Origin of the sequence: Vibrio clamense (assembly GCF_050337905.1) — a bacterium.
Taxonomy (GTDB): Bacteria; Pseudomonadota; Gammaproteobacteria; order Enterobacterales; family Vibrionaceae; genus Vibrio; species Vibrio cortegadensis.
The window spans coordinates 1-16,242 of sequence record NZ_JAKJTJ010000033.1; the positions used below are offsets into that span (position 1 = coordinate 1).

Here is a 16,242-nt window from a genome sequence, read left to right on the forward strand (position 1 = left end):
GGAGTGGACGAACCTCTGGTGTTCGGGTTGTCACGCCAGTGGCATTGCCCGGTAGCTAAGTTCGGAATCGATAAGCGCTGAAAGCATCTAAGCGCGAAGCGAGCCCTGAGATGAGTCTTCCCTGGCACTATAAGTGCCCTAAAGGGTTGTTCAAGACTAGAACGTTGATAGGCAGGGTGTGTAAGTGCTGCGAGGCATTGAGCTAACCTGTACTAATTGCCCGTGAGGCTTAACCATACAACACCCAAGGGGTTTTGATGGACTCGATATATACAGACAAACTTGAATGAGTTTAGAGATAACTTTTAAATATAGCTTTCCAGATTATTTTTCTGAAAGAAAATCAGAGAAGAAAGAATTTGCTTGGCGACCATAGCGTTGCGGACCCACCTGATCCCATGCCGAACTCAGAAGTGAAACGCAGTAGCGCCGATGGTAGTGTGGGGCTTCCCCATGTGAGAGTAGGACATCGCCAGGCTTGTTTACTTGTTTTTAGATTTTGAAAAATCTAAAGGCAAAACTAGATAAAGCAATCTAACCATAAGACTTTATTTAGTAAAAGATACCACTGCGGAGTGGTAGTTCAGTTGGTTAGAATACCGGCCTGTCACGCCGGGGGTCGCGGGTTCGAGTCCCGTCCACTCCGCCACTTATTTTAAAAAGCCCTAATCGAAAGATTAGGGCTTTTTTACGTCTGTAACTTAGACAAAATTATAGTCTTTATGCTTATATATAGACGGTATAGGTGATACTACATGTGTCGCTAATACAAAAGCCAAAGTGGATCAATCTAGACCTAGAATGCATTTGAAACACTAAGACATCCTACCTCGACGAGCTCGAGATGTTATGCGATTGGTTATCCGTTGATCTTTTGGATGTATGCAAAGATATTCTTTACATCTTTTTCTTCCAATACACTTCTCCAGGCCGGCATGCTTTCATTACCGTTTAGCACAGTATCGATAAGTTCATACTCAGGCTCAAACCACGAGTTTAGACCTTCGTAAATATTTGAGGGTTGCTCTGATAAAGCCTTTCCAGCTAGGCCGTCGCCATGACCTAATTCACCATGGCAAGAAACACATAGGGTTTTGTAAGTACTCTCACCTGCGCTGATATTAATGTTGTCGGCATAAGCACCAGTACTGATAGTTGCAATTAGTAAAATGGCAGTGATCTTTAGCATAAGCTAGGCCTTCTGTATAATTGGATTACCTATAGTGTATGCTATGTTTGATGAATGAAGGCTGAATGAAATGTTCAAAAAAGCCGATGATAAACATCGGCTTAATCACGATAATGGCTAATGATATTTTAAGCGGGATTCATTAACTCTAGAGCTTTACGAGACACCTCATGGGCTGCTTTCGTTAAGTTTTGCTTCTCTAGCGCGTCAGAAAGATAACTGTAGTCAGACACGCTTGCACGTAACTCTAGTGCTTTTTCAAAGTGGTCTTGTGCTTCTTTCCACTTTTGATCTCGTAAGTAGAATTGAGCTAGAGCACTGTGCGCTTCCGCATTGCTACTGTCCTTATTCAATGTTTTTTCCAATAGGACCGTCGCAGGATATGCATCAGGAAGATTCATTTCAGGCAATAGGGTAAAAAGCTCAGGACTTGGGTTCTTTTTCAGAGCTTCTTTGACAACCGTATAGGCTTCAGAATCAGCTTTTCTTGCAATAAGCTGTTTAACAAAGCAATGAGTTAGATGTTGGCTCTGCTTTACTTTGCGAGGTAGGGAGTCCCAATGGCTAATTAAGCCTTCACTTCCTTGTTGTTGAGCAACCTCTGTTAATAAACCGCACTGCGCCGTTTGAGTTAAGCTCGCGTGCTCTTCACTATCGATTTGCTTAGCTTTAACAAGTTTAGGCAGCAAATCCAACAGTGGTTGCCATAGGCTTAATTCCATGTAGGTGGTTTTCAGTAGGTTTAATACAATGCTGTTATTTGGGTAACTTGATTTAAGTGATGACAAGATATCGAATGCTTTATCAAATTCACTATCGCGTACCGATTGCTTCGCCTTAGTTAGCTCAACAGCAAGGTGAGAGTTTTCTTCTTTACTTGCTAACGCTAAATAGTTATCACGCTTCTCTTTATTGCCCATGCCTTGTGCTGCTTCAGATGCGACTAAATAGCAGAGTAGAGGCATATCGTGGTGGTTTGCCCAGCGAGTGACTCTTTTCTCAGCCCCTTTCCAATCACCTTCTAACAATTTTATGATGCCTTCGTTGGTATAGCGGCGAGAACGCTTCAATTTACGAACGCTAAACCAGTTCCATGTTGTTGAGCTTGCGTACAATGCTTTTTTTAATAGGAACTCTAAGCCAAATAAGATAGCAAGCAGTGCAATAATCATTAGCACTAATGTTGTTACACTCATCTCTATGGTTTTTTCAGCGATAGAGATCAGTACGTAGCCCTGCTGTCCTGAAAATTGGGTTCCGGCGAATAGTCCAGCCCCAAGGATAATGAAAAGAAAAATCCAACGTACCATTATTTCTCCTCCGTAATGATGGTTGTCACTTCACGGCGCAGACGATCGGTTATTACATCGGATAGAACATTTTGTGTTTGCAGTTTCACTGGGTATTCAACCTGAACATTCTGCTTACTTAGCTGATTCAAACTCTTATTGAACTCTTTTACGGCATTATCATCTTGATTGAAGAAAGCTTGAGACCAATCATTCGCGACCGATAAAGCCGTGGTGTATATCTCTTGTTGGTCAACATAAACAGCTTTGATTGCTGTTTCTAATTTGGCTTTAATGTTCTCTCTTAAATAGAAGTGCTGCTCAGGAGAGAGAAGAGGGATGACATTACCATCACGAGTTCGGAAAGTAATAAACTGCTCGGAGAATGCTTTGAGTGAGGTAGTTAAGTTAGTCTGCCAATCATTGATATCTTGAGATACTTCTTTTTTAACTTCTTGAGGTGCGTCAGGAAGAATGGCATTGGCTAATGGAAGTTTATTCACTTGCTGTTGAAGGCTTGTTAAGCGAAGAACGAGACCATCTCTATCAATGAGTGGAATGGTTCTTAATTTGGTGATGTCGTTAGCCATTGCTTGGCGCAGCGGGACAAGGCTTGGATCATTCAATGCCGCTATGCGCTGATCCGCACTTTCCATTAGCTTAGTTGCACTTACCACGTCCTGTTCTAGGAATAATTTACGGCCTGCAAGTTTTACTAGGTAATCGGCTTCTGCTAGCAACCAATCATTTGGTCGGCGGCCTTTAACATCGGCAATCGCGAGTTGAAGGCTTTCAATGCTTTTTTGTTGTTGATCTAAAATGACTTCAGCTTTATGGCTCGCAACCGTCGCTTTCTCGATGGTTTCATTTTTAACGTTATTAAGCTCACTCTGCATTGATGTTTGAGCTTGCCCTAGCTGATCTTTTAATGCTGAGATTTGTTGCTGGTACACGGCATCTTTTTGCTGCATTTGGAATGTTAATCCGCCACCAAAAAGAATGGATAAAATAATCGCAACAGTACCGAGTTTGACGCCGCGTTTTCCTTGTTTTTCTACAAATTCAGCAGGTTGTGCTGGCGCATTTTCTTTCTCAGGTTGAGGAGGCATGCTTTGCTCTTCTTGCTTGGCTTCAGGCGTAAGGCTTTCGGCTTCAACAGAAGTTTCGTCAACTACGGGGTGGTTTTTTTCGTTCTTATCTTCAGGTTCAATATGCTGATTGTTTTTTTTACTTGTCATACTTATATCCTGTTGTGCTATGGCTGGAGAGTAGCCAGTAAATCTGAATTTGATGCGCTACCTACGTTCAGCGCGTTTATAAAGCCTAAATTTATTGCTGTTTCTACAATACGTTGACTTGGAACGAGCAGTTGAAGGTTAAACAGCCAAGTCTGATAAATTGGTGGTGTTTGAGAGACAAGAAACGCGAGTTGTTCACTACTTGTTATCACAATGCGAGTAACGTCATGTTGTTGCCAGTAAGGGAATGCTGATTCTGCAGAAAATGAGATAAATTCTCTGCAGTAGGTTTCACAATATTCAACCTTTGCTTGGCGTTGAACTAAGCGTTGATAAATTAACTCACGGCCACCATTACCGCGTAAAATTAAAACTCTTTTTCCATCAACATCTTGTAGTTCTGGTATTTCCAACAAGTGCTCACTATCCCCTACAAGCGGATAGTTTACTTTTTGTTTCGATAGTTTGCTTAAATAGTGTGCTGTTTTTTGACCAACGCCAAGGTAAATAATACCCGCAGGCCAGTTTGAAGAAGCATTTGAGAGCAATTGCTGGGCGAAATTTACAGCGTGTTGGCTTATGGCTATTAAGATGTCACATTCCGCAAGTTGGTGAGCTAAATTGTTTCCATTAGGGTTTGCGACAATATTAATGAGCGGATGGTGGATTGCAGGAATCCCCACCCCCACCAATTGCTGGCAAAGTTCTCGCCCTTGTTGATCGGGTCTAGTGACCAACACAGTCATGATTAATCGTGTTCAGCGTAAAGTTTTTCTAGAATTTCACGCGCACCATCTTCTAAAAGTTGGTTGGCTAAAGTCACACCTAGAGTTTCCGCGTCTTTTCTATGGCCTTTAATTTCACCACGTACAATTTTTGAACCGTCTGGTTCGCCAACAAGCGCACGTAGCCAAATATCATCGCCATCGAGTAAAGAGTAACTGCCAATAGGAACTTGGCAGCCACCTTCTAAGGTGAGGTTCATCGCTCGCTCACATAGAACGCGATCGGCTGTGTCTTTGTGATTTAATGCACTAAGTAGTGAAATAACGCGTTCGTCATCTAGGCGACATTCAATACCAACAGCACCTTGGCCAACAGCAGGCAATGATTGTTCCGGTTCGATAAAGCTGCGAATGCGCTCTTCAAGTTCAAGGCGCTTTAGCCCCGCAGCCGCAAGTACAATAGCATCATAATCACCAGCATCGAGTTTGCCTAAGCGAGTTCCAACATTACCGCGCAACTCTTTGATGATTAAATCAGGACGCTGCTCTTTCAATTGACATTGACGGCGTAAGCTACAAGTCCCAACGGTTGCACCTTGAGGTAAGTCTTCAATGCAATCATAAGTATTTGAAACAAAGGCATCACGTGGGTCTTCACGTTCACAAATCGTCACTAAGCCTAAGCCTTCAGGAAAATCGACTGGCACATCTTTCATTGAGTGAACAGCCAGATCAGCACGGCCTTCTAGCATCGCGACTTCAAGCTCTTTTACGAACAAACCTTTGCCGCCAACCTTTGCAAGTGGTGTATCAAGAATGATGTCACCTTTAGTTACCATGGTAACCAATTCGACTTCTATACCTGGATGGGCCGCTTCAAGTTCGGCTTTAACAAAGTATGCTTGCCATAGTGCTAGAGGGCTTTTGCGAGTCGCAATGCGGATAGGGGAAGAGTTTGTCATTTGAGTTCCGATACTTATCTATTAATGGGGTAATCGTACCATTCAAATATCGAAAGTATTACTGTTAGATCGAGTCTGTGATAATTCGGTGATTGAATATGAATAATTAGCCAAAATAGTGTGACAAAGTTCTCATTTGATAGATGGACTATTATTAGTGAAGAGCATTAGAGTGGACACTATCGGCGCTCAAGCGTTTGTCAGTTTTTATCTCTTTGTTCGCTGAGATATGAAATTGCAAATTCTTTACCATTCAGGATAAAAGTGTTAAATTGATCACGTTTTGTTGTCGCTTTAGAATAAAACATAAACAAAACGTGCGTTTATACTCAAACCAAGGAAACACCTTGCAGGCTTACACTCAAACGTTAATCCAAAGATTAGATAACCTTAATCAACAGCGCATTGATCGTGCGTTAGCTCTCATGGATTTAGCCAGTCAGCGAGTGTTCCATCTCATTCCTACCCTATTTCATTTTAATCACCCTGTGATCCCTGGTTACTTCGATCAACAAGTGCCTTTTGGTATCCATAATTTTGAACTTAATGATATTCAATCGCAGTTTATTGAAGATACCCAACTGACTATTTCCCAAGAGCTTAATACAGCAGAAAAGCCTGCGATATTGGGCTTGTATACCATGGGCAGTACTTCATCTATTGGGCAAAGTACATCAAGTGATTTAGATATTTGGGTATGTGTATCACCACAAATGAGTAGTGATGATAAAGAGAATCTGAGTAATAAATGTTTACTGATCACTGATTGGGCGAAAGGTTATGGTGTTGAAGCGAACTTCTTTTTAATGAATGAAGAGCGTTTCAGAAGTAACCATTCTGAGGAGATGACCGGAGATAACTGCGGGTCTTCTCAGCATTTACTTTTGCTTGATGAATTCTATCGTTCGGCTGTGCGCTTAGCGGGCCAGCGATTGCTGTGGCAAATTGTGCCTCCAGAAATGGAAGAGTGCTACGACGAATATGTGCAAGGCTTGTGTGACCAAGGTTACATTGATTGTTCTGACTGGATTGATTTTGGCCAATTGAACCATATTCCAGCAGAAGAGTATTTTGGCTCAAACTTATGGCAGTTATACAAAAGTATCGATTCGCCATACAAATCCGTATTGAAAGCCATTTTGCTTGAAGCCTATTCGTGGGAGTACCCTCACACTCAGTTATTAAGTATTGATACAAAGCGTCGTTTTTTCGCCCATGAACCCGATCTCTATGGCATGGATGCGTATTACTTGATGCTTGAGAAAGTGACTCGTTACTTGGTTCGTATCAATGATACGACTCGCTTGGACTTAGTTCGACGTTGTTTCTACTTAAAAACCCATGAGAAGTTGTCCCGAGAGCCTAGCATGGGATCGGTAGCTTGGCGTCGCGAAGCGCTCAGTGACATGATCCAGAAGTGGGATTGGGATGAGTCGGTGATTGAAGAGTTAGATTCGCGCCGTAATTGGAAGGTTGAGCTCGTTCAAATTGTACATCATTCATTACTAGATGCTTTGATGTTGAGTTATCGAAATCTGATCCAATTTGCTCGTCGTAATGGCATAACGTCTGCGATTAGCCCGCAAGATATCAGCATATTAGCTCGAAAACTGTATGCTGCTTTTGAAGTGCTTCCAGGAAAAGTCACCTTACTTAATCCACAGATCTCGCCAGATTTACATGAAGAAGATCTTAGCTTTATTGAAGTTCGAGAAGGGCGCAGTAATAAAGCCGGTTGGTATCTATATAAACAGCCGTTGATTGCTCATCGCATTATAGGTCAACCAGCGTTAGAGCATCATGAATACTTAAGCAAACTGGTTGCGTGGTCATTTTTTAATGGCTTGATCACGGAGTCGACCCGTTTGCATTCGGTTGTTCGTGACGCGCATATTGATATTGATAAGTTTTACCAGATGGTCAGCGACTTGAGAAATACCTTCTCGCTTCGTAAGCGTCGCCCAAGTATGCAAGCGTTAGCGAGCCCGTGTGAAATTAGCCAACTGGCGATGTATATTAACTTTGAAGATGATCCGACTGCTGAATTAAGTGGTAAGTCTCTTAAGGTTGATTTGAAAAATATCGATATTTTTAGTTTCGGGCCTGAAGCAAAAAGCTTAGTGGGCAGTGTGGATTTGGTGTATCTAAATTCATGGCACGAAGTCAGAACCCTGCATTTTAAGGGTGAAACCGCCATGCTAGATGCATTGAAAACGGTACTCGGAAAAATGCACCAAGATGCGATTCCCCCTGAATCCGTTGATGTGTTCTGCTACAGCAAGAATCTGCGCGGTGTGATGCGTAATATGGTGTATCAGCTTTTGGCTGAATGTATTGATTTGCGCCTTAAACCCGTAGAGCAAGAGAAACGTCGTCGTTTTAAAGCGATTCGTCTTGCTGATCAAATGTATGGCCTGTTTTTTGAACGCCGTGGCGTATCGGTACAAAAACTCGAAAATTCCGTCGATTTCTATCGCAGCATTTCGACCAATAAGCTGAAAGGCTCACCGCTGTTGATGTTGGATCGTGATCAGGAGTTCCAATTACCACGAGTAGTGGATGGCTTTGCGAGTGAAGGTTTGATTCAGTTTTTCTTTGAAGATACAGATCAAGGTTTCAATATCTATGTGTTAGATGAAGCGAACCAAGTGGAAGTGTATCACCAGTATAATGGTGAGAAAGATGAAATGATCGCAAGCGTAAATAGCTTCTATACCTCGGTTAAAGATGAGAACCAAGTTTCGTCGAAATACATTAACTTCAACTTACCGCAGTACTATCAAATCGTACATCCGGAAGATGGAGAAGCTTACGTCGTGCCTTATCGTAATGATTCATCACCGCACTCTAAACCCTCTAAAGCGGTGAATGCATAGATCTCAGCTTTTGGGTATGAAAAAGGAGTGATGATTCACTCCTTTATTGATTTCATTGCTTATCAAGTGATCTAAATGAGCAGGTTAAACCCAATCAATCGCTTCACCCGCGTGTTTTACGCACTCTTCCTTAACCATCTCAAAGAGTTCGATACCCGTTTTCGAGCATGTCCATTTATCATCAATTAATTTGAAGTGAAAACCACCCGAACGAGACGCTAACCAGATCTCATGCATTGGCTCTTGGCGATTAATGATGATCTGACTGCGATCATCAAATTCAAGCGTCATCACATTGCCAGATGTCTCAAAATCAATATCCGCACCCGATTCATCGATCGCTTCTTCGATGTTTTGCATCTGTGTATCTACAAGTTGATGAAATTCCGTATCGTTCATCCCGTCTATCCTATTGCTTTTCTTGAGTGTGGTGCGATTATAGGGGGCATTGAATCAATAATCACGATATGCAAAATGAAAAAATCAATCGCAGCCTTGTTTATGCTCTCTTTACTTGCCCTTTCTGGGTGTGGTCAAACCGGTGCGCTCTATCTACCAGAGCAAGCTCAACCAAGTGAACAGACGCAGTAATTGCAGTCGTTTTTTATAAGGGAAAAGAATTTTGGATTACTTCAACTATCAGGACGATGGCCAACTTTGGGCCGAAGATGTGGCGCTTTCAGAACTTGCTCAGCAACACGGAACACCTTTGTACGTATACTCTCGCGCAACATTAGAGAGACACTGGAATGCCTTCGATCAATCTGTTGGAGAGCATCCGCATTTGGTGTGTTATGCCGTTAAAGCGAACTCTAACCTTGGAGTACTTAATGTTTTAGCTCGTTTAGGCTCGGGGTTTGATATTGTCTCTGCGGGCGAACTTGAACGAGTGATCGCTGCTGGTGGTGATCCCGCTAAAGTTGTTTTTTCTGGTGTGGGTAAAACTGAAGCAGAAATGAAGCGAGCTTTAGAGTTAAAAATAAAATGCTTTAATGTTGAATCTGAACCAGAGTTAGAGCGATTAAATGACGTTGCGGGAGAATTAGGGGTGAAAGCACCTATTTCACTTCGTATTAATCCCGACGTTGACGCTCACACCCACCCTTATATTTCGACGGGCTTACGTGATAATAAATTTGGTATCGCTTTTGATCGAGCACCACAGGTTTATCAGTTTGCGAAAACGTTAAGCAACCTAGATATCCAAGGTATTGATTGCCATATTGGTTCCCAACTGACAGATCTTGCGCCATTTATTGACGCGACAGACCGTTTGCTTGCACTGATCGATCAGCTTAAGGCGGATGGGATTAATATCAAACATCTCGATGTTGGCGGAGGCTTAGGGGTAACGTATCGTGATGAATTACCGCCGCAACCGTCTGACTACGCAAAAGCGCTACTTGCTCGTTTAGAAAAGCATGCAGATCTAGAGCTGATTTTTGAGCCAGGACGTGCGATTGCGGCAAATGCTGGTGTACTATTGACGAAAGTTGAGTTCTTAAAACCAACAGAGTATAAAAACTTTGCCATTATTGATGCGGCCATGAATGATTTAATGCGCCCAGCACTTTATCAAGCATGGCAAGATATTGTGCCTGTCAAACCTCGTCAAGGCGAAGCGGTGACTTACGATTTAGTTGGTCCAATTTGTGAAACGGGTGACTTTTTAGGTAAAGATCGTGATCTTGTTCTTGAGCAAGGTGATTTATTGGCTGTCCGCTCGGCGGGTGCTTATGGATTTGCGATGTCGTCAAACTACAATTCTCGTTCTCGTGTGGCGGAAGTGATGGTCGATGGTAAAGATGCACACCTCGTTCGTCAGCGTGAAGCACTATCAAGCCTATGGGCTCTTGAAAATATTATCCCGGAGTAAGTTGAAGCATTATGCATTTCCATTTTTCTAAAATGCATGGTTTGGGTAATGACTTCATGGTCGTTGACTGCATTACCCAAAACATATTTTTTTCTCCTGATTTGATTCGCCGTTTGGCGGATCGCAATACAGGGGTCGGCTTTGACCAGTTGTTAGTGGTTGAAGCCCCTTACGATCCTGAAACTGATTTCCACTACCGTATTTTTAATGCAGACGGTAGTGAGGTGGAGCAGTGTGGAAATGGCGCTCGCTGTTTTGCCCGTTTTGTTCGTATGAAAGGTCTTACCAATAAATACACCATCAATGTCAGCACCAAAAAAGGCAAGATGGTATTAAAAATTGAAGACAACGATTTGATTACGGTGAACATGGGTGAGCCTGTGTTTGAACCGGCTAAAATCCCATTCAAAGCCAAGCAGACGGAAAAAACCTACATTATCCGCACTGATGAACACACCCTGTTCTGTGGTGCGGTAAGTATGGGTAACCCTCATGTCGTAACGGTCGTTGATGATGTTGATACCACCGATGTCGATAAACTGGGGCCTCTACTTGAATCACATGAACGATTCCCTGAGCGAGTTAATGCTGGTTTTATGCAAGTCGTCAATCGCGAAGAGGTTCGCTTGCGAGTGTATGAACGTGGCGCGGGTGAAACTCAAGCGTGCGGCAGTGGTGCATGTGGCGCCGTTGCTGTTGGTATTAACCAAGGTTTACTCGCTGAGTATGTGACGGTTCAGCTACCTGGTGGTGAATTGCAAATCAGCTGGCAAGGTCCGGGTTCTCCTCTGTATATGACAGGCCCTGCCACTCATGTATTTGATGGTCAACTTTCCTGTTAAGTCTTTCCATTATATAAAAATAAATTGTAGAGGATGAGTTTTGTCTCAAGTAGAAGCGAATGCCCTGACGGCTGAAATTGTTGCGGAGTATTTGCGTGATAACCCCGATTTTTTTCTCCAGCGCCGCGAACTTGTTGATCGTCTATCGTTACCGAATCATCAACAAGGTGCGGTTTCGTTAGTTGAGGTTCAGCTAAAGCGTCAGCGTCAACGAATTGAAGAACTCGAAGAAGAAATTACAACGTTAATGTCGTTGGCGGCCAATAACGACAGAACGTTTTATGAATTTATGGAGCTTCAAGAGCAAATTTTACAGTGTGATAATATTGCTCAAGTGGTTAAGGCGATAAAGCTAAAAGCGAAAGATTTAGGCTTGAAGGCTTATGTCCGTTTGCTTAACCAAGAGGTTCCAGAACTTCGTCTTAGCCCAGAACTGAATCTTAGCAAAGAAGGTTGGGCTCGGTTTTCAACCAATCACTTAAATGGTAAAGATGCGTATTTAGGTCGGTTACGTAAAGCCGATCGAGAAGCGCTATTGGGTGAGCATTCAGGGCCAGAACTCGGTTCTTATGTCGTTTTGCCTTTAGTTAAGCAATCTTCATTAGGGGCTTTGGCATTCTCCAGTGAAGATGGCGGCCATTTTCAACCTCATATGGATACCCTTTTCCTACGCCACCTTGCATTAGTTGTGGCTCACCTTATTGAGACCTTAACCTGGCCAGAGAATGACGAACGAATCCAACACACCTCTTTCTTCTAGCTTGCAAAAGCCCTTAAACCGCTTCTATGAATACCTTAGAAGTGAAAAAGGGCTTAGCTTGCATACTCAGCGTAATTACAAACAACAACTTGAAACCATGGGCAACCATTTACTCCAAATGGGGCAAGATGAGTGGCAACAAGTGGATGCCGCTTGGGTGCGCCAGCTTGCAAGTAAAGGGATGCGAGAAGGGATGAAAGCCAGCAGTTTAGCGACTCGCCTCTCCTCATTACGTAGTTTCTTTGATTTTATGATCTTACGTGGAGAGATGACGGCCAATCCCGCAAAAGGGGTGTCTGCTCCTAGAAAGCAACGAACGCTACCAAAGAATTTAGATGTAGATGAAATGAACCAGTTGCTTGAGGTGAATGAAGATGACCCTTTAGCTATCCGCGATCGAGCGATGATGGAGGTGATGTATGGTGCGGGCCTGCGTCTGGCTGAAATGGTTGGGATTAATGTAAAAGACATTCATGGCAGCCGTGGTGAAATTCGCGTGATTGGTAAAGGCGATAAAGAACGGAAAGCGCCGTTTTCTGGACAAGCCAAAGAGTGGGTCGCGAAGTGGCTTAAAGTCCGTGGTGATATTGCTGCACCGGGTGAACCCGCACTGTTTGTCTCTAAACTCGGCAGTCGGATCTCTCATCGAAGTGTGCAAAAACGAATGGCTGAGTGGGGTCAGAAGCAAGCTGTTGCCAGCCATATTAGCCCTCATAAATTACGCCACTCATTTGCAACACACGTATTGGAGTCGAGTAATAATTTACGTGCAGTCCAAGAATTGCTGGGGCATGAAAATATCTCGACCACACAGATTTATACGCATTTAGATTTTCAACACCTTGCTCAAGCGTATGATGATGCTCATCCTAGAGCTCATAAAAATAAGAAACCCAAAGAATCGTGAGTGAATTGGCACATTTACCCATTGAAAATTTGGCACAGTAACGTAGGAGTTAAGCATGCACATCTATCGCCGAACATCAGTCGTCAAAGCCATGACATTTGATCTTGATGACACCCTATATGACAACTGGCCTGTGATTCAAAATGTAGAGCAGAAGATGGTGGTTTGGCTGCATACTCATCACCCGGTATCGGCACTGATGAGCATTGAGCAATGGCAGGTGCTGAAACATGAACTGGCGATTCAAAACCCGAATTTAAAGCATGATGTCACTTTATGGCGCGAAACTCAGATTCAGCAAGGATTAATTCAATTAGGTTATGGTGAACCTGAAGCTACATCGGCAGCCAAAGAAGGGATGGAGCATGCATTGTGGTTGCGAAACCAGGTCGACGTTCCGGAACTTACTCACGAAGTGATGACCATTTTGGCAGAGAAGTTCCCACTGATCGCGATTACCAATGGAAATGTGGATCCTGATAAAATTGGATTGGGGCAATACTTTTCACATGTATTGAAAGCGGGGCCTGATGGTCGAGCGAAACCTTATGCAGATATGTTTGCTCGGGCGGTGGATTTGTTGGGCTTGCCTGCTGAGTCTATTTTGCATGTTGGCGATCATTTGATCACTGATGTATACGGGGCTAAGAGTAACGGCTTTCAAGCATGTTGGTATAATGACCAACGAAAAAATATTCAACATTGCGAAAAAGTGAGAGTTCTGCCTGATATAGAAGTAAATTCTTTGCGTGATCTCTTATACTTCAAATAGAAAAATTCCCATTTATGATAACTTATTGATAGATTAGATATTCTTGTACTCAATGTTTATCTGTTTATTCTTGATCTGCCTCGAAGAATGCGGACGGTGTCTAGATTTATGTTGGTATTGATTCAAATCTTTAACCGTACTTTATAGACAGACATTAGGCTTTCATGAAAACACACTCAATTCTGTTTGATTCCATCGAACAGTTAAATGCCCAGTTAGAAAACTCAGTTTGGAATACGAACAAAAATTATTTAATCCAAGTCTTTTCAACTCAAGCGCCAGAAACAGTCCAACAATACGCCGAAATGCTTCAAATCAAATATCCTAACGGCGTTATCATAGGACAGAGTACAATGAATATCATCTGTGCGAATCAACTTGAGAGTGCGGGAACGTTATGCTTGGTGAGTGAGTTTGATGACACGACATTTTCAGCGACACGGCAAGAGTACAGTTTCTCCCCTAAGCACGATAGCGCCCAACTACTCAATTCATTGAACCTTAAGCCTAATACTCAAGCTATTATCAGTTTTTCAGATCAAATTGAGGATGGTGATTATCCCATCTATTGTGCTTTCAATCAGTCTGACAATTTACCACCTATTTCTGGGGGCCAAGCGCAAGAAAATAGGCATGGCTGTTGGGTTCTATTTGGAACCAAGACATATCAAAAAACGTGTGTCGCAGTGGCATTACACAGTGATAGCTTAAAAGTGTGGCGAGATGCTTACTCTGAGTGGAACCCGATAGGAATGAAACTGAGGGTGACAGAGGCACAAGGTAATCGAATCGATACCATCGAGTACAAACCCGCTTATGACGTCTATAAACATTACCTTTCCGATGGGCATAAGCTCTCTTTTGGTCAGTTGGTTCATTTCCCGTTGTATCGAGAATCCGGTACTTGTAAAGGCGTATGCACCGTCAAACAGGTGCTAGATAATGGCAGTATAGAGTTTGATCAAGCGTGGGAAATCGGTGATGAAGTTCGTTTTTGCTATAACCACCCTTCGTTAACGGTTGAACAAGTTCGTCATGGTACCGAACGTTTAGCTCTGCATCAGCCTGAATCCGTATTCATCTATAACTGCGCATCTCGACTTGATTTTATTGATGGTGCCGAAGAATTAAAAACCTTTGAGGGGGTGGCAAGTAGTCACGGCGTCTACTGCATGGGTGAGCTGTATCGCTCAGAGCAGAAGCAAGAAATTTTGCATCACAGTATGACCTATTTGGCGATGCGAGAATCGTCTGTGATTGCCAAAATGACCAAGTTTGTTCCTCAAAATGAGCATGTCATTTCTCCACTATTCAGTTTAATCCGTAACGCAATTTCTGATTTAGACACGATGAATGCGCGTATGGAATACAAGCTTGATAAGCAATCGAAGAAACTATTAGACAGCTATCGCTATGATTCCCGAACTGGCTTGTTAAATCGCGCAGCGTTAAAAGAACACTTGGTCCATATTGATCCTGATGAGCATTTATTAACGTTAAAGCTGGTGAACTTTACGCAAGTGAATGAAAAGTATGGTTACCAAGTGGGTGACCAATTGCTGTGTGATTTATCCCAAAACTTCCAATCCCGCTTGGCGGATGTGGTTGGGGAGAAGAGTAGTTTTCGTCTGTTCAGTATTGGTGTTGGTGAGTGGGCGGTTATGTTCAAATCGAACATGCCGAGTTATACCATTAAGGCCCAGTTCGTCCAATTTGCGGATGAAATTGAACACATGAATTTTGAACCTTATGGGTTATCCGATGTGGATTACTTATCCGTTTCTCTGTGTGGAGGGTTGGCAAGTCGTCGTGATTTCATGTCTGACAGCGGTGATGAATGGCTGCTGAAGGCGATAGAAGCTCGTCGTGAGGGGGTCAGAAATAATACTCACATCTTTAATGCCAATGAGATTGAGTTGGGTGATGAAAAGCGAAGAGAGCAACTTGGCTGGTTAAGCTGTGTAAGCCGAGCGATCTTAGAACAGAAGATTGTCACCTTTCATCAGCCGATTGTCGCCGCCCACACTCACGACGTGGTTTCACATGAGTGCTTGGTGCGAATTATTGAAGATGATCAGATTATTCTTCCCGGTAAATTCCTACCGATTATTGAAGGGACTCATCTTTACACTCGATTAAGTCGACATATGATTAAAAAAACACTCGATTACATGTCAGATAAGGATCAGTCATTTTCAATCAATTTATCCCCTCAAGATCTGATGAGTGATAAAACGCTGCTATTACTTGAAGCATCAATTAATAATTTGCAGCACCCAGAAAATATTGGGTTGGAAGTATTAGAGTCGGAACAGATTAAAGATTACGGGCGGATGATTGAAGTTTGTAACCATTTCAAATCATTAGGCGCGCGGATTATTGTGGATGATTTTGGTTCGGGTTATTCGAATATCGATGAAATAATTAAACTTGAACCGCAAGTCATTAAGCTTGATGGAAGCCTTATTCGAAATATTGATACGGACTTAAAACAACGTAAAATTGCGTCACAACTTGTTAGATTATGCCAAGTGATTAATGCCAAAACCGTGGCTGAGTTTGTGCATAATGAAGAAGTGTGTCGCATTGCTGAAGGGATGGGCGTCGATTACTTACAGGGTTTTTACCTCGGTGAACCTAGCCGTCTGTTTTGATGGAGGGTTAACTTTTTACACTGCAAGGCATGTATCACGAATGAGAATTTAGGTTAGACTTAATCGTTAAATTCACATAATTAAAAAAATCTATAACCATTCAGTGCTATAGCGACGTTACCATTGCATAATGTTACGTATTACCACTCGTA

At 42.7% G+C, this 16,242-nt stretch carries 14 protein-coding genes, 1 tRNA gene and 2 rRNA genes; 11 read left to right on the top strand and 6 right to left on the bottom strand.

Annotated features, from left to right (window positions below; all coding sequences use genetic code 11):
- The 3 genes from L4C39_RS17825 to L4C39_RS17835 all read left to right on the top strand — a co-directional run.
- Positions 1–237, top strand: a 23S ribosomal RNA gene (locus tag L4C39_RS17825); the annotation flags it as partial.
- A 125-nt stretch (positions 238–362) separates the two neighbouring features.
- Positions 363–478: ribosomal RNA gene (gene rrf, locus L4C39_RS17830) — 5S ribosomal RNA — on the top strand.
- A gap of 94 nt (positions 479–572) precedes the next feature.
- A tRNA-Asp gene (locus L4C39_RS17835) sits at positions 573–649 on the top strand.
- A 210-nt stretch (positions 650–859) separates the two neighbouring features.
- Here L4C39_RS17835 and L4C39_RS17840 read toward each other — a convergent pair.
- The 5 genes from L4C39_RS17840 to hemC all read right to left on the bottom strand — a co-directional run bounded on the left by L4C39_RS17840 (position 860) and on the right by hemC (position 5,403).
- The gene (locus L4C39_RS17840) at positions 860–1,189 is read right to left on the bottom strand and encodes a c-type cytochrome (RefSeq protein WP_429747249.1); all 330 of its coding nucleotides are present in this window, start codon (positions 1,187–1,189) and stop codon (positions 860–862) included.
- Positions 1,190–1,317: 128 nt separating this feature from the next.
- The gene (locus tag L4C39_RS17845; protein WP_429747251.1) at positions 1,318–2,499 is read right to left on the bottom strand and encodes a heme biosynthesis protein HemY; all 1,182 of its coding nucleotides are present in this window, start codon (positions 2,497–2,499) and stop codon (positions 1,318–1,320) included.
- A complete protein-coding gene (locus L4C39_RS17850) occupies positions 2,499–3,716 on the bottom strand; it encodes a uroporphyrinogen-III C-methyltransferase (protein ID WP_429747253.1) in 1,218 nt (405 codons plus the stop codon). The genes L4C39_RS17845 and L4C39_RS17850 overlap by 1 nt, the downstream gene beginning before the upstream one ends.
- 17 nt (positions 3,717–3,733) lie before the next feature.
- Entirely contained in the window at positions 3,734–4,462 is a 729-nt protein-coding gene (locus L4C39_RS17855; RefSeq protein WP_429747255.1) for a uroporphyrinogen-III synthase, read from the bottom strand.
- A 2-nt stretch (positions 4,463–4,464) separates the two neighbouring features.
- On the bottom strand, positions 4,465–5,403 hold the full coding sequence (hemC, locus tag L4C39_RS17860) for a hydroxymethylbilane synthase (protein ID WP_429747257.1): 939 nt from the start codon (positions 5,401–5,403) through the stop codon (positions 4,465–4,467).
- A 347-nt stretch (positions 5,404–5,750) separates the two neighbouring features.
- Between hemC and L4C39_RS17865 the strand changes: the two genes are divergently transcribed.
- A complete protein-coding gene (locus tag L4C39_RS17865) occupies positions 5,751–8,279 on the top strand; it encodes a class I adenylate cyclase (protein ID WP_429747259.1) in 2,529 nt (842 codons plus the stop codon).
- An 84-nt stretch (positions 8,280–8,363) separates the two neighbouring features.
- Here the strand turns inward: L4C39_RS17865 and cyaY are convergent, their stop codons facing one another.
- Positions 8,364–8,678, bottom strand: coding sequence for an iron donor protein CyaY (gene cyaY / locus L4C39_RS17870; RefSeq protein WP_017052860.1), 315 nt, complete (start codon positions 8,676–8,678; stop codon positions 8,364–8,366).
- A 75-nt stretch (positions 8,679–8,753) separates the two neighbouring features.
- Between cyaY and lptM the strand changes: the two genes are divergently transcribed.
- From lptM to L4C39_RS17905, 7 genes are all read left to right on the top strand, one after another.
- On the top strand, positions 8,754–8,870 hold the full coding sequence (gene lptM / locus L4C39_RS17875; protein WP_017052861.1) for an LPS translocon maturation chaperone LptM: 117 nt from the start codon (positions 8,754–8,756) through the stop codon (positions 8,868–8,870).
- A gap of 31 nt (positions 8,871–8,901) precedes the next feature.
- The gene (gene lysA, locus L4C39_RS17880; protein WP_113798805.1) at positions 8,902–10,155 is read left to right on the top strand and encodes a diaminopimelate decarboxylase; all 1,254 of its coding nucleotides are present in this window, start codon (positions 8,902–8,904) and stop codon (positions 10,153–10,155) included.
- Positions 10,156–10,166: 11 nt separating this feature from the next.
- Positions 10,167–10,997: a diaminopimelate epimerase gene (gene dapF / locus L4C39_RS17885; RefSeq protein WP_113798807.1), complete on the top strand. Its 831-nt coding sequence runs from the start codon at positions 10,167–10,169 to the stop codon at positions 10,995–10,997.
- Between the two features lie 40 nt (positions 10,998–11,037).
- Positions 11,038–11,757 carry a DUF484 family protein gene (locus L4C39_RS17890; protein ID WP_429747262.1) on the top strand — a complete coding sequence of 240 codons (720 nt, stop codon included), beginning with the start codon at positions 11,038–11,040 and terminating at the stop codon, positions 11,755–11,757.
- On the top strand, positions 11,723–12,664 hold the full coding sequence (gene xerC, locus L4C39_RS17895) for a tyrosine recombinase XerC (protein ID WP_429747264.1): 942 nt from the start codon (positions 11,723–11,725) through the stop codon (positions 12,662–12,664). Before L4C39_RS17890 ends, xerC begins: the two co-directional genes overlap by 35 nt.
- A gap of 55 nt (positions 12,665–12,719) precedes the next feature.
- Entirely contained in the window at positions 12,720–13,436 is a 717-nt protein-coding gene (yigB, locus tag L4C39_RS17900) for a 5-amino-6-(5-phospho-D-ribitylamino)uracil phosphatase YigB (RefSeq protein ID WP_136995775.1), read from the top strand.
- Between the two features lie 164 nt (positions 13,437–13,600).
- A complete protein-coding gene (locus L4C39_RS17905) occupies positions 13,601–16,090 on the top strand; it encodes a bifunctional diguanylate cyclase/phosphodiesterase (RefSeq protein WP_429747266.1) in 2,490 nt (829 codons plus the stop codon).
- Positions 16,091–16,242: the final 152 nt, after the last annotated feature.

What these genes read in the sequence shown, in the direction of transcription:
- dapF (WP_113798807.1), top strand. Translation starts at nt 10,167, where the DNA reads ATGCATTTCCATTTTTCTAAAATGCATGGTTTGGGTAATGACTTCATG.
- L4C39_RS17905 (WP_429747266.1), top strand. Translation starts at nt 13,601, where the DNA reads ATGAAAACACACTCAATTCTGTTTGATTCCATCGAACAGTTAAATGCC.
- xerC (WP_429747264.1), top strand. Translation starts at nt 11,723, where the DNA reads ATGACGAACGAATCCAACACACCTCTTTCTTCTAGCTTGCAAAAGCCC.
- L4C39_RS17850 (WP_429747253.1), bottom strand. Translation starts at nt 3,716, where the DNA reads ATGACAAGTAAAAAAAACAATCAGCATATTGAACCTGAAGATAAGAAC.
- cyaY (WP_017052860.1), bottom strand. Translation starts at nt 8,678, where the DNA reads ATGAACGATACGGAATTTCATCAACTTGTAGATACACAGATGCAAAAC.
- L4C39_RS17845 (WP_429747251.1), bottom strand. Translation starts at nt 2,499, where the DNA reads ATGGTACGTTGGATTTTTCTTTTCATTATCCTTGGGGCTGGACTATTC.
- lptM (WP_017052861.1), top strand. Translation starts at nt 8,754, where the DNA reads ATGAAAAAATCAATCGCAGCCTTGTTTATGCTCTCTTTACTTGCCCTT.
- hemC (WP_429747257.1), bottom strand. Translation starts at nt 5,403, where the DNA reads ATGACAAACTCTTCCCCTATCCGCATTGCGACTCGCAAAAGCCCTCTA.
- L4C39_RS17840 (WP_429747249.1), bottom strand. Translation starts at nt 1,189, where the DNA reads ATGCTAAAGATCACTGCCATTTTACTAATTGCAACTATCAGTACTGGT.
- yigB (WP_136995775.1), top strand. Translation starts at nt 12,720, where the DNA reads ATGCACATCTATCGCCGAACATCAGTCGTCAAAGCCATGACATTTGAT.
- L4C39_RS17855 (WP_429747255.1), bottom strand. Translation starts at nt 4,462, where the DNA reads ATGACTGTGTTGGTCACTAGACCCGATCAACAAGGGCGAGAACTTTGC.